The following is a 20,534-nucleotide window of genomic DNA, read 5'->3' on the forward strand; positions in this document are numbered from 1 at the left end:
GCAGCTTTCGTTCCCCGTTCGTCATCTCATTCCTTCCCGCCCACCAGCGCGTCGATGTCGTCGATCTGCGTGCCCAGCCGCGCCGCGCCGCGCTGGTTGAGCAGCCAGACGCCGGTGAAGGCCACGGCCGCGCTGATCAGCACGATCCAGGTCGCGCGCGGGATGTGAAGCAATCCCGCGGCACCGCCCCGCTCCAGCATGGGGCCGAGCGTCATGACGACAAAGCCGGGGATCAGCGGCAGCAGATACCAGGTGAAGACGCCGGCAAGCGCGTCGCGCTGGCGGGCGAGCTGGGCGCGCTGATGGACCAGGATCGGTTCCGCGGCGGCGCGCTCGGGCGGCGGCGTTGCCGAGGCGAGGCGGTGGAGCTGCCGGACGACGAACAGGGTGCCGAGCACGACCATCGCCGCACCCACCCGCATCGTGAGCAAGGGAAGGATCACGACATAAGCCGAGAAGGCGATGACGACGAAGACGGCGGCCGCATATTCGACCGCGTTGCGGCGCCGGACCCGGCGATAGAACCGGTCGGCGCCGGCCCGCACCGAGGCGAGATCGGGCAGGGCCGGATCGGCGGCGCTCGCCTGCCAGGCCTGCTTGACGAGATCAGGATCGCTCATGCGCGGGCTCCTTGTTCAGCATAGGGTTTGGCCAGCAGCGCCTTGATGCGGTGGATGCGCACCGCGACGGCGCCCGGGGACATGCCGGTCACGTCAGCGATCTCGGCGGCGCTCAGATCCTCGAGATAGAGCAGCATGACCTGCCGGTCGGCGGGCGCGAGCCGGTGGATCGTCGCCAGCAATTGCTCGACGAGCCAGCGCCCGGCCGCCTCCTGTTCGAGATCGCCGCTGTCGGGGAGCAGCTCGACTTCGTCGAGCCCGGCAAGGCTTTCGCGCTTCAGGCGCCGGCGGGCGATCAGATGCGTGACCGCGACATTATGCGCGATGCGATAGACCCAGCTCCGCTCCGAGCATTGCCCTTCGAAATAGCCATAGCTGCGCCAGAGCGCGGCGTGGATTTCCTGGACGAGATCCCGCCGCAGCTCGGCGTCCGCCTCATAGCCGCGGGCGAGACGCTCGATCGCCGCGCCGTAGCTGCGCGCGGCATCGGCATAGCGAGCGTCCCGATCCTGATTGGCGCGGCCCTGGTTCATCCATTCCCTCCGTTCGGACATATAGTCGAGCGGGCGCGGGAAATCTTACGCGCGGCAGGCAAAAAAAGGGCGGGCGAGGATGAACCGCCCCCGGCAAGCACGCCGTTTCCCCAGCCAGGCAGCTGCGCGATCAACATCGGCAGCGGAAGCACTATGTTGCCGACGGCTAGTAAAGATCATGTTATCTACAGCATCTCTCGCAATTTCTATACTGTAAAATATCCTCCACATTTACCCATTATAAGTTTTCGCTGCGCAATCTTTTCCGGATTCAAGCGCAACGGGGCGGTGAGACATGAGCAGCGACAGCATCCTGGAATATTCGGCATCGGGCGGCGAGATCATCGTCAACGCCACCTATGCGCGCACTCAGGCGCAGACGGATGTGAACCGGCTTGCCAACGGCAATTTCATCGTCACCTGGGTCGACGCCGATTTCAACACCACCGCCGGCCGGTCGATCAGATCGCAGATCTACACATCCGACGGCACGCCGATCGGGGGGGAATCGGTCGTCGTGACGGCCAACGGCGTCATCCAGCCGACCGTCACCGGGCTCGCCGATGGCGGCTATGTCGTCGCCTGGATTGGATCGGGGTCGATCAGCGCGCAGATATTCGACGCGAGCGGCGCGGCGACCGGGCCGGTGTTGGCCATCGTCTCCCTCTCCTCCACGGTATCGAGCATCACCATGCCCGATATCGCCGGCCTGGCCGATGGCGGCTTTGCGGTCAGCTGGGAGGATAATCGCATAACGGGCGGCGACACCACCGGATCGGGCGTCCATGTGCGGACCTTCGACCAGAACGGCACCGCGACCGGCGCCGATACGCTGGTCAATGTCGCGACGGCGGGCAATCAGGCGGATTCGTCGATCACCGCGCTGGCCGATGGCGGTTATGTCGTGACCTGGACGGATCGCGGCGCGGGATGGGTGATCAAGGCGCAAATCTTCGACGCGGCCGGGGCGCGTGTCGGGGCGGATTTCGTCGTCAACAACACGCCCGCGACGTCCGTCGAATCCTCGGTGGTCACGCTCGCCAACGGCAATTTCGCGGTCGCCTGGTACGACTCGTCCGAGCATCATATCCAGATCTTCTCGGCGGCGGGTGTCCGCATCGGCAGCCAGATCGATGTCGGCACCGCGCTCGCCGGAACCGCGGTCGGCCCCGAGCTGGCAGCGCTCGCCGATGGCGGGCTGGCGATCGCCTTCACCTCCAACCAGGCGCCGCTCAGCGACGGATCGGGCCGGGCCGTGTTCGTCCAGGTGATCGGCGCTGACGGGCTGGCGATCGGCGGCCCGGTGCAGGTCAATTCCCAGACCAATGGCGACCAGATCGACCCGGGCATCGTCGGGCTGGACGACGGCTCCTTCGTGGTGACCTGGACTGACCTCAACGGCGCGGGCGCCGATGACGATCAGGTGATGGCGCAATTGTTCGCGCCGCACTGGTCAGTCGCCATCACCTCGGGCGACGGGGAGGACGATGCGGCGGTCTCGGTCGCGGAGAACGGCACCGCGGTGACGATCGTCGCGGCGGCGAACCATGGCGGCGCGGCGATCAGCTATGTCCTGATGGGCGGTGCGGATGCCGCGCTGTTCGCGATCGATGCCGTCACCGGCGCGCTGACCTTTATCGGCGCACCCGATTTCGAAGCGCCCGGCGATGCGGACGGCGACAATGACTATGACGTCGTGGTCGGCGCCACCGACGGCCTGACATCGGATAGCCAGGCGCTCGCCGTCACCCTGGTCAACGCGAATGAGGGTTTGGCGATCGTCTCGGGCAGCGGCGATCCCGTCGCGGTCTCGGTCGACGAGAATACGACCCTGGTCGCGGCCGTGCTGGCCGAGGATGTGGACGGCGACACGCCCAGCTATTTCATCGCCGGCGGCGCCGATGCCGCGCTGTTCGAGTTCGAGGCCGGGACCGGCACGCTTCGTTTCATCGGCGCGCGCGACTTCGAGACGCCGGGCGATGCGGACGGCGACAATGTCTATGAAGTGATCGTCGGCGCCACGGACGGCGACTATTTCGATTACCAGACGATCTCCGCCACCATCGCCGACGACGTGGCGGAGCTGACCTTTGCAGCGCCGGTGCTGGCGCTGTCGTCGGGCGAGAATGCGATGGCGGTCGGCACGGTCGTCGCAAATTCGCAAAGTGGCGCGACGATCGGCTATGAGATCGCTGGCGGCGCCGATGCCGCGCTGTTCACGATCGATGCGCAGTCGGGCGCGCTGAACCTGCTGGCCGCGCCCGATTTCGAGGCGCCCGGCGATGCGGACGGCGACAATGTCTATGACATACTGGTCTCGGCGACCGACGGCACGCGCAATGCCGTGCAATCGGTGTCGGTCACGATCGGCAATGTCGACGAGGGCGTGACGATCGTCTCGGGCGGCGGCGCGGACAGCTTGTCGCTGGCGGTGGCCGAGAACCAGACCAGCGTCGCGACGGTTGCCGCGGTCGACGCGGACGGCGACTTTGTGAGCTATTCGATCGCCGGCGGCGCCGATGCGAGCCTCTTCGCGATCGTCTCGACGACGGGACTGCTCAGCTTTGTCGGCGGGCCCGATTTCGAGGCGCCGGCCGATGCCGATGGCGACGGCCATTATGAGGTCGTGGTGGCCGCGGCGGCCGGCACATTCAGTGACACCCAGGCCTTTTCCATCGAGGTGCAGAACGTCAACGAGCGGGCGGCGATCACCTCCAATGGCGGCGGCGCCACGGCGTCGATCTCGGTGAGCGAGAACGGCACCGCCGTCACCACGGTGCTCGCCGCCGATCCGGACGGCACCGCGCCCGGCTTTGCGATCATCGGCGGCGCGGATGCGGCGCGCTTCAGCATCAACGCGCAGACCGGCGTGCTCCGCTTCGTCAGCGCGACCGATTATGAGCAGCCGGGCGACGCCAATGGCGACAATATCTATTCCGTCATCGTGCAGGCCGGCGACGGCGCGCTGTTCGACACCCAGGCGCTGAACGTGACCGTCACCGACGTCAACGGCCGCAGCATCACCGGCACGACCGGCGCCGATATCATCACGCCCGGCAGCTCCAATCCCGCTTTCCGCTCCACCGGTGAGGAAGACACGGTCAATGGCCGGGAGGGCAACGATATCATCCAGACGGGCGCGGGCAACGACATGCTGACCGGCGGCGCGGGAGCGGACCAGATGAGCGGCGGCGCGGGCCACGACCTGTTCGTCTATACCGCAGTCTCCGAATCCACCGTATCGGCGCGCGACGTGATCATCGATTTCTATGCGCCGGACGACACCATCTCGCTCTCCGCGATCGACGCGAACGCCCTGGCCGGCGGCAACCAGGCCTTCGCCTTTATCGGCACCTCGGCCTTTTCCGGGATCGCCGGGCAGCTGCGTTACGAGACGGCGAGCGGCAACACGCTGGTGTCGGGCGATGTGAACGGCGACGGCGTGGCCGACTTCCAGGTCCAGCTCACCGGGATGATGGCGCTGACCGGGTCGGATTTCCTGCTGTAGGAATTTCACGCGGTGCGGGAAGACGGGAAGCGATCGCCCCTTCCCATGTAAATGTTATACGGCACATGGGGACTTGCGGCAAGTACCCCTCCATGCGCCATGAACGCTGCCCTCGATTCGCAACCTGAGGGAGCAGCATCATGCGTATATTGTTATCGACCTACGGATCGCGCGGCGACGTACAGCCGATGGCGGCGCTTGCCGTCGCGTTGCAGGCGATCGGCGCGGAGGCAGTGGTGTGCGCGCCGCCGGACGCGGAATTCGCGAGCCTGCTCGACCGCGCCGGCGTGACGCTGGTGCCGGCCTTTTCCTCGACGCGGGAATGGGCGACCAAGGCGATGGCCAGTCCGTCGACCTTCGACCTGCCCAGACGCGCGGCCGAGATCGTCGCCGCGCAATATGACGCGATCGGCGCGGCGGCCGACGGGTGCGACATGATCCTGGCGGCTGGGCTGTTCCCGTCCACCGCCGCCGCGTGCGCGGTCGCCGAGCAGCGCGGCTTGCGTTATGTCTATGCGACCTTCTGCCCGATCTGGCTGCCCTCGACGCATCACCTGCCCCACACCTATCGGGGCCATGCGCTGTCGGAGGACGCGCCCGACATCCAGACGCTATGGGCCGAGAATGCGCAGACCATGCAGACGATCTTCGGTGGGGGGATCAACGACCACCGCGTCTCGATCGGCCTGGCGCCGGTGGCGAATGTCCGCGAGCATGTCTTCACCGACCATCCCTGGCTGGCGTCGGATCCGGTGCTGAGCCCCTGGGAAGCGACCGACCTGTGCGACGTGGTGCAGACCGGGGCGTGGATCCTGCCGGACAACCGCCCGCTCCCGGCCGATCTGCTGGCGTTCCTCGATGCCGGCGCGCCGCCGGTCTATGTCGGTTTCGGCAGCATGCCGATGAGCGCCGCGCAGGATGCCGCCCGGGTGGCGATCGACGCGATCCGCGCACAGGGCCGCCGCGCGCTGCTGTTGCGCGGCTGGGCCGAGCTGGCGTCGATCGACGACCGCGACGATTGCTTCGTGATCGGCGAGGTCAACCAGCAGGCGCTGTTCCCGCGGGTCGCGGCGATCGTCCACCATGGCGGCGCGGGCACGACGACGGCAGCGGCCCGGGCGGGGACGCCGCAACTGGTCGTGCCGCAGATCGGGGACCAGCCCTATTGGGCGCGCCGCGTGGCCGAGCTGGGCATCGGCGCCGCGCATGACGGCCCCGTGCCGGGCGTCGAGTCGCTCTCGGCCGGGCTGCGCACGGCGCTCGCCCCGGAGACCCGCGAACGGGCGGCCGCCCTGGCCGGGACGGTCCATGGCGGCGGAGCGACGATCGCCGCGGCGATGCTCGTCGCCGGCATCTGCTGAACGGGCCGCTTACAAGAAGCCGCCCGGCCAGTGCTGGCCGGGCGGCAGGGAGTCAACGCGTGCAGCGTCGAACAGGGTAGCGTCAGACCTTAGCGGCGATGGCCGCCATGGCCGCCATGGCCGCCGTGGCCGCCATAACCACCGTGACCGCCATAGCCGCCACGGCCATAGCCGCCGCGATAGCCGCGGTCGTACCCGCGATAGTCGCGGCGGTTGTAATAGCGCCGGTCGACATAACGCTGGTTGTAATAGACCACCGGCGGCGCGCGGTAATAACCGTCGTCATAATAATAATCCGGGCCGTAATAGCCCTGGTCGTAATAGCCATCGTCATAATAGCGGTCGCGATTGGCGCTCGACGCGATCGCGGCACCGATCGCCAGGCCGGCGACGCCAGCGACGATCGCGGTGCCGGTATTGTCATGGCCACGATGGCGCCCGCCATAACGCTGCGCATCGGCAGGGGCGGCGGCGGTCAGCGCGGTGGCGCTCAGCGCGAGCGCAAGGCCCGCCTTGGCAAACAGGGATGTCATCAGTTCACTCCTCGGGGGCGGGCGCGAAGACGTTTCGGAAAGCGAACGTCGCCCCGTGCCGGCTTGATGCTCATATAGGGTGGCCCAAGTGAATGTGCACGTAACGCGGCTTGCAGCGCGCGTTCATCTGTTGCGCAGGCGAGACTGTTCGAGCGCGCTATTAACGGAGCCAAGTTGCGGACTTTTCGCCAGCTTCAGCTGACGGCCCGGCAACGCTTCAAAAAACCGCTCCAGATGGCGCGATCATCGGCGTTCATCACGACGGCTGTCGTAAAGCCGGTGGTAAAGAGCGACATCATTTCGCTCTTTCCGACCGCGCTCAACATCTTGTCGGCCTTGGGCAAGCGAATCGTCAGATCCCATCCGCCAGCCCGGTTCTTCACGGCATCCGCAGGCTGGAACTCGGGCTGCCCCTTTCCACCGAACACCGCCATCAGCGCCGCGCCAGGAGGCATGACGGCGTCCGGACCGTCGTCAATCTGTTTGCCGGTCTTCAAATCCATCAATTTGGTGACACCTGTCTCGGTCACGATCACCTCCCGGGCCGTGCACTCGAAACGATAGGATTGTTTTTCACCGACCCCGAGGGTCAACACTTCGCCGCGCGTGCCTTCCGGCAGATGGACGACCCAGCCACTCGTCGCTGATTGCGGGAGCGGGGCCGAGGCTCCCGCCAGAGCCAGAAGAGTAGCAAAAACCGACATTTGAGGTGCTCCCCCGACCATCAATGGTTTCGAGCGTAGCCCGCGGTTTCCTTGCCGGCAATTTCCGCTCCCGCTTGGGGGCCGATCACTGCCCCGGGGGCAACAACTACAACCGCATTGAAATCGACCATCTGTTCCGCAGGCGAGGCTATTCGAGCGGTGCATTGAGCCAGGCTATCCGGCCTATTGTCGCGACACTATTCACATGCTTGAACCGGCCCATATTGTCCGGCTCATCAGCCCGAAGGCGTCGGCCCGGTCTGAGCGGATGAGGTCGTCGCCTGCGCGGGCGGATCGGGAAGGTCGTCGATGCCGGGCAGATCCCAGCGGCCCATCGAGATACCGCCACAGGCGTAGGTCGCGCGATTATGCAGCGTCGCCGGCTTCATCGCCGCGGCGATATCGGGGTGGGCCGCCGACAACACCTGGCGCGCATCCTCGATATGCGGGGTGTAGCCAAGCGCATAGAGCCGTGTCCCGTTCGCGATGCGGGCAGCCCAATAGGGGATGAAATCGCCGATATAGAGGATGTCGCCCGCACCGACATGAAAGGTCGGCGCGCCGAAACAATAGGTGCCGAACGTGACCCCGGCTCCTATCGAGCCGCCCGACATGACATAATCCCCGGGCGTCAGGCGCACCACCTGCACCTCGTGCGGCGCCTTGCGGTCGCCGCTCGCGACGTTCAGCGAATAGGTGGTGGTGTCGCCTTTCTTCTTCCAGTCGCGTGGCTGATAGACCAGATCGCGCGCCGCCAGGTCGTAGCGCGAGAGCGTGACCCCACCCGATCGGCCCGCGCTGCCCTCATCGGGACGACGAAAGGCGACAACGATCGCCGCTTCGCCGGGGGCGAGCTTGATCGGGGTGGCGGGATCGATCTTCTTGCCGAGATACACGACCCCCGGCCCGGACAAGGGTCCGTCGAGCTTCAGGGCGGGATCGGGCTGGAGCGAGAAACTGGTGACCTCGGTGATCTTGCCGTCGACATGCTCGGCGCCCACGATCGAATCGAGATAGGCGTCGCGGGCGCCGTCGCTCATCGCGGCGACGCGGGCTGCCTCGGCGGACGGCACTTCGACCATCCGCCAACCGCGGATCAGCAGGCAGGACCGGCGGTTCGCGCGGCGCTGCTGTCCTTCGGCGATGGCACTGGCGATCGCCCCGCCGATCGCCCCGCCGACGCCCGCCGCCAGCGGCGACATCAGCGCGGGATTGTAATAATAGGGAATGCTGCCCGACGGCGTGCGCGATCCGCGGGCGATCAGCCGGCATTCCTGCCAATCGGCCTCATATTGCGCCCGGGTCGCGCCGGGCTTGTTGTAGAAACGATTGTCCTTGAGGTCGCGCGCGGCATCCTTGGCGATGTCCTCCGGCGAGTCGTCGGGATCGGCAGGCGGCGAGACCGGTACCGGCGCGGGCGTCGCGCCGCCGACCGGCACCTGCATCAGTGCCTGCGCGAAGGCGGCGTTCAACGGCAGCGCGGTGGCGAGCAGGCTCGCCGCAAAAAGCTTCAGACGCATGATTTCCCCCGATAACATCCCCGGCACGACCCTAGCCGAGGCGGCATATCGGACAAGCGAATTCACCGCCCAAAAACTAGCACCGCATTGAAATCGACAAATCCGCCCGACCCCGTTAGGCGCGATGGCGTGACTGCGCTCCGCCGCCATTTCCTGCGTCATCGCGCCCTTGCCGGGTGGATCGTCGCGGCTGCGCTGCTGATGAAGCTGCTGGTCCCGGCCGGCTATATGCCGGCGGTGTCCGGCAACAGCGTGATCATCCAGATCTGCTCCGGCTATGGGCCGATGACCATGGCCCCCAAGACCATGACAATGCCGATCCCCGGCAAGGAGCAGGGTCAGGATCACCAGCAGAGCAAGGCCGAGATGCCCTGCGCTTTCTCCGGCCTGTCCGCGCCGACGCTCGCCGCGGCCGACCCGGTCCTGCTCGCGCTTGCGATCCTGTTCGTCATGGTCGCGGGCGCACGCTTCGTCGTTCCCCTGCCGGCAGCGTCGCCGGCCCATCTGCGTCCCCCGCTTCGAGGACCGCCCGTCACCGCCTGATCTCGCCATTTTTGCAGCGCGCGCCGCCGACGCGACGCGCGCGTGGATCAGGAAGACCTATTTCCATGAAGACCATTTTGATCGCGGCAGCGTCCGCCATCGTCCTCTCGTCAGGGGCCTCGGCTCAGACGCCCCCGCATCAGACGGGTATCGACCAGAAACGTGCCGAGCTGCTGCGCCAGCGCGCCAAGATCGACGCGCAGCTCGCCGCGCTCGATCAGAGCGCACCCGCCCCGGCACCGGTTGCCGCTCAGGATCGCGCCGAGCTTCCCACCGAAGGCGACATCATCGTCACCGGGCGTGCCCTGTCGCTCACCACCCAGGTCACCGGCCAGACGGTCACCACGGTCGATGCCGCGGTGTTCCGCAATACGCCCGCGACCACCATCGCCGATATCGTCAAGCTCTCGCCCGGCGTCGCGGTGACGCAGGGCAATGGCCCGCGCGACGTGAGCGTCTCGGTGCGCGGCTCCAATGCGCGCAACGGCTTCGGCGCGCGCAATATCCAGGTGTTCGAGGATGATTTTCCCGTCACCCAGCCCGACGGCCTCGCCCGGTTCGACCTGACCGACCCGCATGCGTATGGCGCGGTCGACGTGGTGCGCGGGCCCTCCTCGGCGCGCTACGGCAATTATGCGCTGGGGGGTGCTGTGAACTTCCGCACCCGGCGTGGGCGCGACATCGACGGGATCGAGGCCGGCGCCGATGGCGGCGGCGACGGCTATGCCAATGTCTATGCCACGATCGGCCATGCCGGCCCGAGATACGACTATGCGCTGTTCGGCAGCTTCGTTCGCGCCGACGGGGCGACCGGGCATACCGGCTACGAGACCGGCACGGTCAACGCCTATGGCACCTATGCGCTGAGCGACCGCGACCGGGTCGCCGCCAAGCTGATCTACAATGAGGGCGAGTTCCGCCTCTCGACCCGCCTCTCGTACAATCAGTATCTCGCCAATCCGTACCAGCAGGGGTGCGAGGCGGCGGCGAGCGCGGCACCTGGCTGCGGGACGATTTCCGTGCTGCGCAACGGCATCAATGCTCCGCCGAAGATACTGCCGACCGATCCCGATCCGCGGGTGCCTCAGACCGCGGCCGAGGGCGATCTGGCCCGCAACGACCGGCGGACGATTATCGGCACCCGCTACGAGCATGATTTCGGGCCGGACACGACCTGGCGCACCCAGGCAACCTTCGACAGCCGCGTGGTCAACCAGCCGACCAGCGCGACGCCGTTCAAGGGCACGCTCGACAGCTACAACATCACCTCGGACATCACCGATCGCGGCACGCTGTTCGGCGTGGACGCGACCAGCTTTGTCGGCGTGTTCTACAATTATCTCGATAACCAGAGCTTCAGCTTCAACAAGACGCCGGCCGGCCGGAACGGCTTCGGCGCACCGACCCAGACAGTGTTCGGCGACATCCGCAATATCGGCGCCCGGGCGCGCGAAGAGCTGCAGATCACGCCGCGGCTTCAGCTCATCGCGGGCATCGGCGTGGAACGCTCGATCATCGACGTGCGCCAGACCGCGTACAGTTATCCGGTCGGCGGCAACCCGGTGCTCAGCCTGATCCCGGCCGAGCGGCATTTCTCCAATGTCGCGCCGGAGGCCGCCTTATTCTGGCAGGCGATCGATGCGGTGCGGCTGCATGCGCGGGTCGGCGCCGGCTATGGCATTCCCCAGGCGGGCAATCTGTTCGTCACTGCGGCGGGCGTGCCCGGCGACAATGCCGATCTCAAGTCGCAGCGGAACACCGGCGTCGATCTCGGCGCCGAGGTCGCGCTGGGCGACACGCTCAAGGCCGAAGTGACCGGTTATTATGAGTGGTTCACCAATGAGCTGGTCAGCCAGTCGGCGGGCATCGGCCTGCTTGCCTATACCTCGAACGTGCCGCGCTCGGTCCATCGCGGGGTCGAAGTCGGGCTGAACTGGCGGCCCCTGTCCGGCGTGAAGCTTGAGGGCAGCTACAGCTACAATGATCACCATTATACCGACTTCACCGAGCGGCTGAGCGCGGGCGGTTTCTCGACGCTGCTCGACCGGGACGGCAAGGCAATCCCCGGCGTGATCCCGACCTTCGTCAACGGCCGCGCCGGGTACGACCAGCCTCATGGCCCGCTGGCCGGGCTGGGCGGCTTCGCCGAGGTGACCTATCGAGGTCGCTACGTCATCGACAACAGCAATTTGCTGGCGATGCCGGCCTATACCCTGGTCAACCTCAACCTCCATTACGACCCGCCGAAAAGCGCGGACTGGTGGTCGCGGATCAGCCTCTACGCCTCGGTGCAGAACCTGTTCGACCGGACCTATGTCGGATCGGCCTCGGTCATCGCCAACAGCCTGAACGCGACGACCGGGCTCGAGAACCCGGCTTCCGCGCTCTCCAACACGACCGGCTCGATCTATGCGGGGCAACCGCGGACGATCTATGCCGGCGTCAGGACGCGGTTTTGAAGATGAAACCAGGCTTGTTCAGCTCCCTCTCCCGGCGGGAGAGGGAAGGAGCCGCGAAGCGGCGGGAGGGTGAGGGTGACACTCGCTTGTGTCGCGAACCTCACCCTCATCCGACCTCGCTGCGCTCGGCCACCTTCTCCCGGCGGGAGAAGGGTTATCGACTTCGACTCCAAGGATGTCGCCCATGACGGAATCCACACGCCGCTGGCCCGGCTACAACGCCATCTGGCGCTGGCATTTCTATGCCGGGCTGTTCTGCATCCCGTTCGTGCTGTGGCTGGCGGTGACCGGATCCCTCTATCTGTTCCGCCCGCAGATCGAGACGCTGATCGACCGGCCCTATGCGCATCTCGAGATAAGCGGCCCGCGCGCCACCGCCGCGCAGCAGGCAGCGGCCGCGGTGCGCGCGGTGCCGGGATCGGTGCTTCACCGCTACCAGCTTCCCGACACGCCCGACCAGGCCGTGCAGGTGATCGTCGGCGCCGGCGCGCGGGAGACGCGCGTCTATGTCCACCCGCAGTCGCTCGCGGTGCTGAAGACGGTGGACGAGGACCAGCGGCTGATGCGCATCGTCTTCCGCCTGCACGGCGAGCTGCTCGCGGGCACGGCCGGCTCCTATCTGGTCGAGCTCGCTGCTTCCTGGGCGATCGTGATGATCCTGTCCGGCCTGTTCCTGTGGTGGCCACGGGGCGGTGGCCTGGGCGGCGTGCTCTATCCCCGGCTGCGGTCCGGCGGGCGGCGCTTCTGGCGCGACCTGCACGGGGTCACCGGCTTCTGGGTCTCCGCGCTGGCGCTGTTCATGCTGCTGTCGGGCCTGCCCTGGGCGAAGAGCTGGGGCGGTTATTTGAAAACCATCCGCACCGTCGCCGAAGGCCAGGCGGTGAAGCAGGACTGGACGACGGGCAGCGCCGGCGAATTGAAGGCGCGCACCGCCGCCGATGCCGGCACCCGCGCGATGATGGGCGAGCATGCCGAACATGGCGGCATGGCGATGGCGCACCCGATGGGCTCCTATGCCCCGCTCGACCGGCTGATCGCGACCGTCACCCCGCTGAACCTCGCCGCCCCGGTGCTGATCGCGCCGCCGACCGGCATGGGCGCGCCCTGGACCGCCAAGTCGGACGCGGCCAACCGCCCGATGCGCACTGACCTGACGCTCGACGGCACGAGCGGCGCGGTCCTCTCCCGCACCGATTTCGCCGAGCGCCGGCTGATCGACCGCATGGTGGGCTACGGCGTCGCGGTGCATGAGGGGCAATTGTTCGGCTGGCTCAACCAGCTGATGAACCTCGCCACCGCGCTCGGCCTGATCCTGCTCTCGGTCAGCAGTGTGGTGATGTGGTGGCGCCGGCGTCCGGGCGACGTGCTCGGCGCCCCGCCGCCCCTGGCATCGCGGCCCGTCGCGATCGGCTTTGTCGCGGTGCTGGTCGGGCTCGGCCTGTTCCTGCCCCTGCTCGGCGTGACGTTGGTCGCGGTGCTGCTGACCGAACGCCTGGTCCTGCGCCGCCTGCCGGGCGCGCGGCACTGGCTCGGCCTGCGCCCGCAAGCGACATGATCGCATCCGTTATGGCGGGAAAAACGCGCGCTGCGTGCGCCCTCTGATCTCCGAAATCGCATCGAGACCCAAGAGCTTGGGAAATATTGGAAGTCTTTCCCCACCTTGATGACCCAACCCGCCATGCCAACCAAATTTAACCAAAGTAAAGTCGCGCTGTATGCACGCGGAAAAGCGGCAGGGAGTCCCATAACGGGTATCGCGCCCATTGCGGCCTCTTCCATCTCGCCGCATCATCGGCGAAAGAAGGGGCATGTTCATGCGTATCCATTATATGCCGAGTCGATCGGCCAGTTCCCGCCAGCGTCGGGTCCGCGCGGCATGAGCGGCACCGACCGCAAGGCCGCCTCAGGCCAGGCCGCCGCCGAAGCCGACCTCGCCGAGCTGATCCGCGCCGCGCTCACCATGGCCGACGAGATGGGCCTGATCGCCGTCGGGCTCAGGCTCGATCAGGCGCTGATCGAGCTGACCGGCGAAGGCTCGATGCCCGACATGGATGCCGACCTGCTCGACGATCTGGCGCCGCCCGCCGGCTTCCACCGCCCCGGCGACGACGGCAATGGCGAAAGCGCGCGGCTGGTGTGAGCGACGAGCGATCCCGGACTATCTTACGTAACGCTACCGTGGTTTTCGTCGGGCTTTTGCTCCGGCCAGCTTGATCTCCTCGACGATGGGGAGGCGATCGCACATCGGCTCGTCCAGCTTTCTGTAATCGTTCAACGTGCCTGACGATCGCGTGATGATCACATCGGCATAGTCGTGCCCACCACGGGCACCATAAGAAGGCCGGACAATCATCCATATGTCCCGGATATGAGCGATGCTTGGGCATCCTCGTTGCCGCGTATTTTCGAGGCTCCGGTACAGCCAGGCGCTTGCCTGCGGCCAATGCGGAAAAAGATACCGCATCGTCTGCCCATAAATCGGGGAGACTTCCCGCCTGATCCTCGTCTTCCTGTCGTCAGCGAGGTCGAATATGGCAATCATCAGGGTAATCTCTCTGGCGGGATCATTTGATCGATTAGGTTCGATCTGGGCATTACCGACGCAGCCCTTGTACGGCCGGGTCCCCCAATCAGGCAGACCGGCATCGATGCATGGGAATCGCCTCGCAAAGTCGGCTGCGACAACCCTGGTTGGCTTGTCGATGCCGGGTAGGGGCGCGCCTTTCCCGAAGGCCGGCGTAACCAGCTGCGCCAGCAGGATAAACGCCCCACGAGGCGGGCGCCCATGTCTCGATGCGGAAAAAACGCGATATTCATGCATCAGCTCCGCCATGATTTTCGGCCAATAGAAACGCGCCTAGAATCCACCGAGCCCGAAAGACCGCCATTTCATGGGAGAGATAAAGGCCTTGGGCAGGATCTTTTCCGTCTTCCACTTCTCCTCGGCATCGCGAAATTCGGCGCGACGATTTTTCAAGTACTGTGCGAACTGCGCGGGCAAATCCTGGAATCTTATAGGTGTAGGCTGGTCTCGCACCTCATTCCTCGAGATTTCCTTGCCCGTTTTCGGATCTGTTTTCTTAACATTGTACGCCTTCGTATAGCGGCTGCGATCGTTCTCCAAGCTCGCCGGAATAGAGGCAAAATCGCGCGATGCTTTTGTCAAGGCACCACTTAGATTTCCTTTCAGCAGCTCCCGCGAGAGGAGTGCCATTGCCATATAGCCGCCCCTGGGGTGCCGCATGCTCAGATGGTCAGGCACCTTCCAGGTCGAGGGCGGCCCGTCCCAGGGTGAGGGTGGCGGGGGCGGCGGGCGCTCGGGGCGCGGGCGGGCCAGGTGCTGGTTCTCCTCCAGGAAGCGCAGGATCCACTGCTCGTCCGTCTCCTTCTCCGGCGCCGGCTCGGCGTCGGGAGGCGCATCCTGGACACTATCCTGCGGCCCGGGCACCGCATTGGCGGCATCCGGAATCGCAGCGGACATATCGGCGGGGTCGCCGGTATTCTCGTCGCCGGTCTGCTGGGTAACATCGGCCATTGCACACCTCCAGGTTCAGGAGGTGGCTAGGCCGGGCAGCGAGAAGGTTGAATCGGCCCTAGTGGTTACCGCCGATCAGGTCGCCCAGCCCGCCCAGCACCGATCCCTCACCGCGGTTCTGTCCGCCGCGGCTGCCCGCCGCCGCGAGCATGCGCCCGGCCAGGCGCGAGAAGGGCAAGGACTGGATCCAGACATGGCCGGGCCCGGTCAGCCGCGCGAAGAACAGGCCCTCGCCGCCGAACAGCGCGCTGCGCACCCCGCCCGCCGCGACCAGATCGAAATCCACGCCCTGGGTATAGGCCGCGAGGCAGCCGGTATCGACATGGAGCTGCTCGCCCGCTGCCAGCTCGCGCTCGACCACGGTGCCGCCCATCTGGACGAACACCCAGCCATCGCCCTCCAGCTTCTGCATGATGAAGCCCTCGCCGCCGAACAGGCCGGTCATCATCCGCCGCTGGAACTCGATGCCGATCGACACGCCCTTGGCCGCCGCGAGGAAGCTGTCCTTCTGGCAGATCAGCCGCCCGCCATAGCTGGACAGCTTCAGCGGCAGGATCGCACCCGGCGTCGGCGAGGCGAAGGCGACGCGCGCCTTGCCCGAGCCATTATGGGTGAAGACGGTGGTGAACAGGCTCTCGCCCGTGACGAGCCTTTTGCCCGCGCCGAGCAGCTTGCCCATGAAGCCGCCGCCCGCATCGCCGCTGCCGTCGCCGAATACCGTGGTCATGCCGACCGAGGCGTCCTTCCACACCAGCGCGCCCGCCTCGGCCACCGCGCTCTCGCCCGGATCGAGCTCGATCTCGAGGAACTGGAGTTCCTGGCCCTTGATCTCGAAATCGATATCGTCGGCGATCCCGCTGCTGCGGTGATGCGCCCAAGGGCTCGGATTGGTCATGATGAAAGGCTCCCGGTGGTTCGGGTGCACCCTAGCCCGGGCCGCGCGCGATTCGCCACCGCCCGCGCCCTTTCCGGGTCAAAGCTGGCTAAGCTCTTCGCGTTCCCGGTCGAGATCGGCCTGCGCCTCGCGCACCGACAGCACGTCGAACGCGGGCGTACGGCCCGGCTCGTCGGCTGCCTTGCGCACGACCGCGACCAGTCGTGGCTCGCTGCTCAGCAGCAACGTCGCCGTGCCTTCCTCCTCGCCGCCGAAAATCAGATAGCGACCCGCCGCGATCGCCTTTTCCGCTCCCGCCCGCAAATCGGGCGCAACACCCGGCCGGAAGGCGACCATTGCAGCCGCCCTCCGCTTGAAAACCTGCATCACTGGCAACCCCCTGGAGCCCCTACTCCTTGCCGCGAGCATAGGTCCGAAGCGGTACCGAAGGCAAACCGGGAAACACCCGAATAGGAAATAATTTTGCCGGCGTTCAGGCTCCCGGCGGATGCCCGTGACTCAGGCGAGCCAGCCGCCGTCGATGGTCAGTGCCGCCCCCGTAACGAAGCCGGATTCCGGCCCCGCGAGCCATGCGACGAGGTTCGCGACCTCGTCGTCACGGCCCATCCGGCCGATCGCCATCAGCGGGCGAATCCACTCGCGCTGGCCCGGCACGTCGTTGATGTCGGTCTCGGTAGGTCCAGGTTGGACATTGTTGACGGTGATGCCGCGCGACCCCAGGTCGCGCGCCAGCCCGCGCGTCAGCGCGGCCACCGCGCCCTTGGTCATCGAATAGACCGAAGCGCCGGCAATCCCGGACCGGTCGGCGGTGACGCTGCCGATCGTGACGATCCGCCCGCCCTCGCCCATATGCGGCAGCGCTGCCTGTGTCGCGACGAACACCGCGCGCACATTGACCGCGACCATCCGGTCGAACGCCGTCAGGTCGTAATCGTCGACCAGCCCGGGGATCAGGATGCCGGCATTGTTGACCAGGATATCGATCCGCCCGAACCGCTCGACCGCCTGCGCCACCGCCGCGCGTACTGCCGCGACATCGCCGCTGTCGGCGGCGATCGCCATGGCGGTGACGCCCTTGCCGGCGATCTCGGTGGCGAGCGCCCCGGCCTTGTCGGCCGACGCCGCATAAGTGAACGCAACGCTCGCGCCCTCCTCCGCGAGGCGTCGCACGATCGCCGCACCGATGCCGCGCGATCCGCCGGTGACGAGGGCGATCTTGCCTGAAAGGGGTTTGGTCATGATGGTCTTTCCTCCTTCGTTTTGGACTGATTGATCCATAATAGGGCGCGACAGCGTCCACGCCGTTGCGGCGTCCCTGCTATTCCCGGTCGGTCAGGTGAGGCTGCGCAGCGCCATCCGCGCGACGCTGCGCAAGCTTTCGGGCGAGGTGCCGCCGCGTGCCGCGACCTTCATCCCCGACAGCGTCGTCGCCAGGAACTGAGTCGCGGCTTTCGGATCGAGATCGGCGGCGAAATCCCCTTGCGCCTTGCCCTTGACGATCACTGCCTCGAACGCGGCGGCCAGGACCCCGCCCGATGCCGCGTTGATGGCAGCGATATCGGGCGCGGCGCTGCCGAACTCGACGATCGAGCAGACGCCGAGGCATCCGTCCCCGGCCGGCCGGGCGGCAAAATCGAGCAATGCTGCCTCCAGCCCGCGGGCGGGCGAGGCATGGGCGTGGAGCGCAGCGATGATCTCGGCCGCGCTGGTCCCGTTGTAGCGCCGCAGCGCCTCCAGATAGAGCCGGCGCTTGTCGCCGAACGTGTCGTACAGGCTCTGCCGGCTGATCCCCATGCGCTTGAGCAGCACATCGGTCGACGTGCCTTCATAGCCATGATCGGCAAAGACCTTGATCGCCTCTTCCAGTGCGACGTCGCGATCGAATTCCCTGGGGCGTGCCATGCCGCTCAGCTAGGTATTCCGGATCGATCTGTCCAGAATTATTTTCAGCCGCGCGGGAAGGCGGCGCGGGCGCGCTGATAGGCGGGCCGCTCCCCCAGCCGCGTCCGCCAGGCCTCGAGCGGACCAGGGATCTCGCCGCCGAGCGCTGCCTTCCACATGCCGAGCGCGGGCGCCACTGCGATATCGGCGAGCGTGATGTCGTCGCCGACCAGGAACGGCCGGTCGCCCAGCACCGCCGCGACATAGGCCAGGCCGCCGGCCACGCTCCCTTCGCCCATGCGCACCGACCAGTTGGTCTTGTCCGCCTCGGGCGCGCCGAATTTCGCCGCCATCAGCGCATTCATCGTGCCGCCGATCGCGCTTTCGGCGAACACGGTGAACTGCAGCACTTGTGCCAGCGCCGCGGGCGCGCGCGGCAGCAGCGGCGTCGGGCCGTAGCGTTCCGCCAGGTACAGCATGATCGCCACGGATTCGCCGAGCCCGACGCCGCCCTCATCCTCGAGGAACGGCACCGATCCCGGCGGGTATTTCGCGCGATAGTCGGGCGGCGTCGGATAGGTCAGCGAGACCGGCGTATAGGCCAGCCCCATCTCCTCGCACTGCCACGCGACCCGCAAACCCCGCGCGCCGCCCGCGAAATTATAGATGGTGATCATCCGTTCTTCTCCCTGGTGCTTGCCCGCCCCTCTTTCACCTTCCCCGGCGAAGGCCGGGGTCCAGCTGGGAAGGCTGTAGTAACGACGCGCAAACGCTAATCTCAGGCGTCCCCCAACTGGACCCCGGCCTTCGCCGGGGAGGGTGGGGTGGGGCTCTTCCCATCCGCCTTGGCGAACGCCCTCAGCGCATCCTTCCCGTTCCACCGCGCGGTCCGGTCGGCCGAAGCCGCCAGCCGCGCTGCCGTCTCCCGCGCCGCCGCTTGCAACGCAGAACTTCCCTTTAAGCCGATCGCCCGCAACGCCCAGTTGACGCCCTTCTTCACGAAATTGCGCTCGTCGGTCGCATGGGCCTCGATCAGCGCGAGCCCACGCCGATAATCGGCGTCCCCGCCGCGCCGGTGAATCGCGCAGCATGCCAGCAGCGCGAACGCCGCCCGCCGCCCGAACTCGTCGTTCAGCCCGGCCCAGCCGTCGATCTTCGCAAAGGCATAAGGCACCCGGTCGAACAGCTTGGCGCAGACCGTGTCGACGATGCCCCAATTGTCGAAATCCCTGCGCCAGGCGTCCATTTGCTCGGGCGTCACCAAAGCGGGATCGTCGACCATGCAGGCGACCATCCGCGCTTCGTACCACCCCGTCTCCCACAGGGCGGCGGCCAGCGCATGATCGGGGTAGAGCGGCTTGGCGATCGCCTGCATCGCCGCCATCTGCACCCCCATCGCCTTGTCGGTGACAATGCCGAAGCGGGGGCCCATCTCGTCGCGGACCCGCACCGATGCTGCGCCTTCCAGCGCCTGCAGCACCGCGGTCGCCCGATCCGAGATAGCCCCCGCCATGGTTCAGCCGACCTTTTCGTCCGCGATCTCCTGGATCCGATCGTAGCTGATCGCCATGCCGTCGGCCATGCCGGACTGGAGCGCGCCGTCCCGGATTTCCTTGGTCGGGAAGACCATGGTCATGGTCAGCACGGTCCTGCCGTCCTCTTCGGTCAGCACCAATGTGTTGGTCGAAGCGCCGTCGAAGCCTTCCATCTTCTCGGTGGTGACGAGCCGCTCGGGCGCGACGATCTCGACATGCTCGCCCTGCGACCCGAACTCATGGCCCTCGTCGTTGCGCCAGCGGAAGCGATAGGCACCGCCGACCCGCAGATCGACCTCGCACACCGGCATGCTCCAGCCCGGCGGGCCGAGCAGCCAGCGCTTCATCAGCTCGGGCCTGGTGTGACAGTCCCAGATCAGCGTCCGCGGTGCGGCAAAGCTGCGCCTGACCACGATCTCGCGGTCGGACGGGGTGGTCACGTCAACGGGGGTCGGCATCGTCTCACTCCTTGGGGTTGGCCGCGTCACCCGCGGCGGTTTTCAGCTCTTCGAGCAGGGCGTCGAGCCGCTCGTAATTGCCTTCCCAGATCGACCGGTAGCGCTCGATCCAGGCATTGGCTTCCTTCAGCGGCCCGGCCTCGATCCGGCAGGGCCGGCGCTGCGCGTCGCGCCCGCGATGGATCAGCCCGGCATGTTCGAGCACTTTCAGATGCTTCGAAATCGCCGGCTGACTCATCGCGAACGGATGAGCGAGCTCGCCCACCGTCGCTTCGCCCGTCGCCAGCCGCGCGAGGATCGCCCGGCGGGTCGGATCGGCCAGGGCGGCGAAGGTGGCGTCGAGATGGTGCGGCGTCATTTTCTCTATAACCTGTCAGTTCAATAACCAATCAGTTATATACAGCGCGGCGGTGAGTCAAGCGCCTGTCCACACACCCGTTCCACCGGGG

At 66.7% G+C, this 20,534-nt stretch carries 21 protein-coding genes; 6 read left to right on the forward strand and 15 right to left on the reverse strand.

Annotation, left to right across the window (positions count from 1 at the left end; all coding sequences use genetic code 11):
• Positions 1-26: 26 nt before the first annotated feature.
• Both WC729_RS05135 and WC729_RS05140 read right to left on the reverse strand, forming a co-directional pair.
• Positions 27-620 (reverse strand): hypothetical protein, encoded by a 594-nt coding sequence (locus WC729_RS05135; RefSeq protein WP_372850194.1) that lies wholly within the window; start codon positions 618-620, stop codon positions 27-29.
• A complete protein-coding gene (locus WC729_RS05140) occupies positions 617-1,153 on the reverse strand; it encodes an RNA polymerase sigma factor (RefSeq protein WP_372850196.1) in 537 nt (178 codons plus the stop codon). The genes WC729_RS05135 and WC729_RS05140 overlap by 4 nt, the downstream gene beginning before the upstream one ends.
• Before the next feature lie 295 nt (positions 1,154-1,448).
• On the opposite strand from WC729_RS05140, the gene WC729_RS05145 reads away from it, so the two are divergent.
• Positions 1,449-4,661, forward strand: coding sequence for a cadherin domain-containing protein (locus WC729_RS05145; RefSeq protein ID WP_372850198.1), 3,213 nt, complete (start codon positions 1,449-1,451; stop codon positions 4,659-4,661).
• A 140-nt stretch (positions 4,662-4,801) separates the two neighbouring features.
• Positions 4,802-6,022, forward strand: coding sequence for a glycosyltransferase (locus WC729_RS05150; protein WP_372850200.1), 1,221 nt, complete (start codon positions 4,802-4,804; stop codon positions 6,020-6,022).
• A gap of 89 nt (positions 6,023-6,111) precedes the next feature.
• Here WC729_RS05150 and WC729_RS05155 read toward each other — a convergent pair whose 3' ends face one another.
• The 3 genes from WC729_RS05155 to WC729_RS05165 all read right to left on the reverse strand — a co-directional run bounded on the left by WC729_RS05155 (position 6,112) and on the right by WC729_RS05165 (position 8,779).
• A complete protein-coding gene (locus WC729_RS05155) occupies positions 6,112-6,555 on the reverse strand; it encodes a hypothetical protein (RefSeq protein ID WP_372850202.1) in 444 nt (147 codons plus the stop codon).
• Between the two features lie 194 nt (positions 6,556-6,749).
• Positions 6,750-7,259 carry a hypothetical protein gene (locus WC729_RS05160; protein WP_372850204.1) on the reverse strand — a complete coding sequence of 170 codons (510 nt, stop codon included), beginning with the start codon at positions 7,257-7,259 and terminating at the stop codon, positions 6,750-6,752.
• Between the two features lie 236 nt (positions 7,260-7,495).
• Entirely contained in the window at positions 7,496-8,779 is a 1,284-nt protein-coding gene (locus tag WC729_RS05165) for a hypothetical protein (RefSeq protein ID WP_372850206.1), read from the reverse strand.
• Positions 8,780-8,908: 129 nt separating this feature from the next.
• On the opposite strand from WC729_RS05165, the gene WC729_RS05170 reads away from it, so the two are divergent.
• The 4 genes from WC729_RS05170 to WC729_RS05185 all read left to right on the forward strand — a co-directional run bounded on the left by WC729_RS05170 (position 8,909) and on the right by WC729_RS05185 (position 13,921).
• Positions 8,909-9,322, forward strand: a complete 414-nt coding sequence (locus WC729_RS05170; RefSeq protein ID WP_372850208.1) for a DUF2946 family protein — start codon at positions 8,909-8,911, stop codon at positions 9,320-9,322.
• A 65-nt stretch (positions 9,323-9,387) separates the two neighbouring features.
• Positions 9,388-11,781 carry a TonB-dependent receptor family protein gene (locus tag WC729_RS05175; protein ID WP_372850210.1) on the forward strand — a complete coding sequence of 798 codons (2,394 nt, stop codon included), beginning with the start codon at positions 9,388-9,390 and terminating at the stop codon, positions 11,779-11,781.
• A gap of 184 nt (positions 11,782-11,965) precedes the next feature.
• A complete protein-coding gene (locus WC729_RS05180) occupies positions 11,966-13,336 on the forward strand; it encodes a PepSY-associated TM helix domain-containing protein (protein ID WP_372850212.1) in 1,371 nt (456 codons plus the stop codon).
• A 321-nt stretch (positions 13,337-13,657) separates the two neighbouring features.
• Positions 13,658-13,921, forward strand: a complete 264-nt coding sequence (locus WC729_RS05185) for a hypothetical protein (protein WP_372850214.1) — start codon at positions 13,658-13,660, stop codon at positions 13,919-13,921.
• Positions 13,922-13,954: 33 nt separating this feature from the next.
• Here the strand turns inward: WC729_RS05185 and WC729_RS05190 are convergent, their stop codons facing one another.
• From WC729_RS05190 to WC729_RS05235, 10 genes are all read right to left on the reverse strand, one after another.
• A complete protein-coding gene (locus WC729_RS05190; RefSeq protein ID WP_372850216.1) occupies positions 13,955-14,614 on the reverse strand; it encodes a hypothetical protein in 660 nt (219 codons plus the stop codon).
• Positions 14,615-14,638: 24 nt separating this feature from the next.
• Positions 14,639-15,316 (reverse strand): hypothetical protein, encoded by a 678-nt coding sequence (locus WC729_RS05195; RefSeq protein WP_372850218.1) that lies wholly within the window; start codon positions 15,314-15,316, stop codon positions 14,639-14,641.
• 58 nt (positions 15,317-15,374) lie between these two features.
• Positions 15,375-16,211 carry a TIGR00266 family protein gene (locus WC729_RS05200; protein ID WP_372850220.1) on the reverse strand — a complete coding sequence of 279 codons (837 nt, stop codon included), beginning with the start codon at positions 16,209-16,211 and terminating at the stop codon, positions 15,375-15,377.
• A gap of 78 nt (positions 16,212-16,289) precedes the next feature.
• A complete protein-coding gene (locus WC729_RS05205; RefSeq protein ID WP_372850222.1) occupies positions 16,290-16,580 on the reverse strand; it encodes a hypothetical protein in 291 nt (96 codons plus the stop codon).
• A gap of 129 nt (positions 16,581-16,709) precedes the next feature.
• The gene (locus tag WC729_RS05210) at positions 16,710-17,450 is read right to left on the reverse strand and encodes a 3-oxoacyl-ACP reductase family protein (protein ID WP_372850224.1); all 741 of its coding nucleotides are present in this window, start codon (positions 17,448-17,450) and stop codon (positions 16,710-16,712) included.
• 93 nt (positions 17,451-17,543) lie between these two features.
• Positions 17,544-18,113: a TetR/AcrR family transcriptional regulator gene (locus WC729_RS05215; protein ID WP_372850226.1), complete on the reverse strand. Its 570-nt coding sequence runs from the start codon at positions 18,111-18,113 to the stop codon at positions 17,544-17,546.
• Positions 18,114-18,157: 44 nt separating this feature from the next.
• On the reverse strand, positions 18,158-18,769 hold the full coding sequence (locus WC729_RS05220; RefSeq protein WP_372850228.1) for a glutathione S-transferase family protein: 612 nt from the start codon (positions 18,767-18,769) through the stop codon (positions 18,158-18,160).
• A gap of 101 nt (positions 18,770-18,870) precedes the next feature.
• The gene (locus WC729_RS05225; RefSeq protein ID WP_372850230.1) at positions 18,871-19,605 is read right to left on the reverse strand and encodes a DNA alkylation repair protein; all 735 of its coding nucleotides are present in this window, start codon (positions 19,603-19,605) and stop codon (positions 18,871-18,873) included.
• 3 nt (positions 19,606-19,608) lie between these two features.
• On the reverse strand, positions 19,609-20,085 hold the full coding sequence (locus WC729_RS05230; protein WP_372850232.1) for an SRPBCC family protein: 477 nt from the start codon (positions 20,083-20,085) through the stop codon (positions 19,609-19,611).
• A gap of 4 nt (positions 20,086-20,089) precedes the next feature.
• Positions 20,090-20,443: an ArsR/SmtB family transcription factor gene (locus WC729_RS05235; RefSeq protein ID WP_372850234.1), complete on the reverse strand. Its 354-nt coding sequence runs from the start codon at positions 20,441-20,443 to the stop codon at positions 20,090-20,092.
• Between the last annotated feature and the right edge of the window lie 91 nt (positions 20,444-20,534).

Source organism: Sphingomonas sp. (assembly GCF_041661825.1).
GTDB lineage: Bacteria > Pseudomonadota > Alphaproteobacteria > Sphingomonadales > Sphingomonadaceae > Sphingomonas.

Excerpts from the sequence above, each read along its gene's own strand:
- WC729_RS05135 (WP_372850194.1), bottom strand. The coding sequence starts at position 620 with ATGAGCGATCCTGATCTCGTCAAGCAGGCCTGGCAGGCGAGCGCCGCC.
- WC729_RS05140 (WP_372850196.1), bottom strand. The coding sequence starts at position 1,153 with ATGAACCAGGGCCGCGCCAATCAGGATCGGGACGCTCGCTATGCCGAT.
- WC729_RS05145 (WP_372850198.1), top strand. The coding sequence starts at position 1,449 with ATGAGCAGCGACAGCATCCTGGAATATTCGGCATCGGGCGGCGAGATC.
- WC729_RS05150 (WP_372850200.1), top strand. The coding sequence starts at position 4,802 with ATGCGTATATTGTTATCGACCTACGGATCGCGCGGCGACGTACAGCCG.
- WC729_RS05155 (WP_372850202.1), bottom strand. The coding sequence starts at position 6,555 with ATGACATCCCTGTTTGCCAAGGCGGGCCTTGCGCTCGCGCTGAGCGCC.
- WC729_RS05160 (WP_372850204.1), bottom strand. The coding sequence starts at position 7,259 with ATGTCGGTTTTTGCTACTCTTCTGGCTCTGGCGGGAGCCTCGGCCCCG.
- WC729_RS05165 (WP_372850206.1), bottom strand. The coding sequence starts at position 8,779 with ATGCGTCTGAAGCTTTTTGCGGCGAGCCTGCTCGCCACCGCGCTGCCG.
- WC729_RS05175 (WP_372850210.1), top strand. The coding sequence starts at position 9,388 with ATGAAGACCATTTTGATCGCGGCAGCGTCCGCCATCGTCCTCTCGTCA.
- WC729_RS05180 (WP_372850212.1), top strand. The coding sequence starts at position 11,966 with ATGACGGAATCCACACGCCGCTGGCCCGGCTACAACGCCATCTGGCGC.
- WC729_RS05185 (WP_372850214.1), top strand. The coding sequence starts at position 13,658 with ATGAGCGGCACCGACCGCAAGGCCGCCTCAGGCCAGGCCGCCGCCGAA.
- WC729_RS05190 (WP_372850216.1), bottom strand. The coding sequence starts at position 14,614 with ATGGCGGAGCTGATGCATGAATATCGCGTTTTTTCCGCATCGAGACAT.
- WC729_RS05195 (WP_372850218.1), bottom strand. The coding sequence starts at position 15,316 with ATGGCCGATGTTACCCAGCAGACCGGCGACGAGAATACCGGCGACCCC.
- WC729_RS05200 (WP_372850220.1), bottom strand. The coding sequence starts at position 16,211 with ATGACCAATCCGAGCCCTTGGGCGCATCACCGCAGCAGCGGGATCGCC.
- WC729_RS05210 (WP_372850224.1), bottom strand. The coding sequence starts at position 17,450 with ATGACCAAACCCCTTTCAGGCAAGATCGCCCTCGTCACCGGCGGATCG.
- WC729_RS05215 (WP_372850226.1), bottom strand. The coding sequence starts at position 18,113 with ATGGCACGCCCCAGGGAATTCGATCGCGACGTCGCACTGGAAGAGGCG.
- WC729_RS05220 (WP_372850228.1), bottom strand. The coding sequence starts at position 18,769 with ATGATCACCATCTATAATTTCGCGGGCGGCGCGCGGGGTTTGCGGGTC.
- WC729_RS05225 (WP_372850230.1), bottom strand. The coding sequence starts at position 19,605 with ATGGCGGGGGCTATCTCGGATCGGGCGACCGCGGTGCTGCAGGCGCTG.
- WC729_RS05230 (WP_372850232.1), bottom strand. The coding sequence starts at position 20,085 with ATGCCGACCCCCGTTGACGTGACCACCCCGTCCGACCGCGAGATCGTG.
- WC729_RS05235 (WP_372850234.1), bottom strand. The coding sequence starts at position 20,443 with ATGACGCCGCACCATCTCGACGCCACCTTCGCCGCCCTGGCCGATCCG.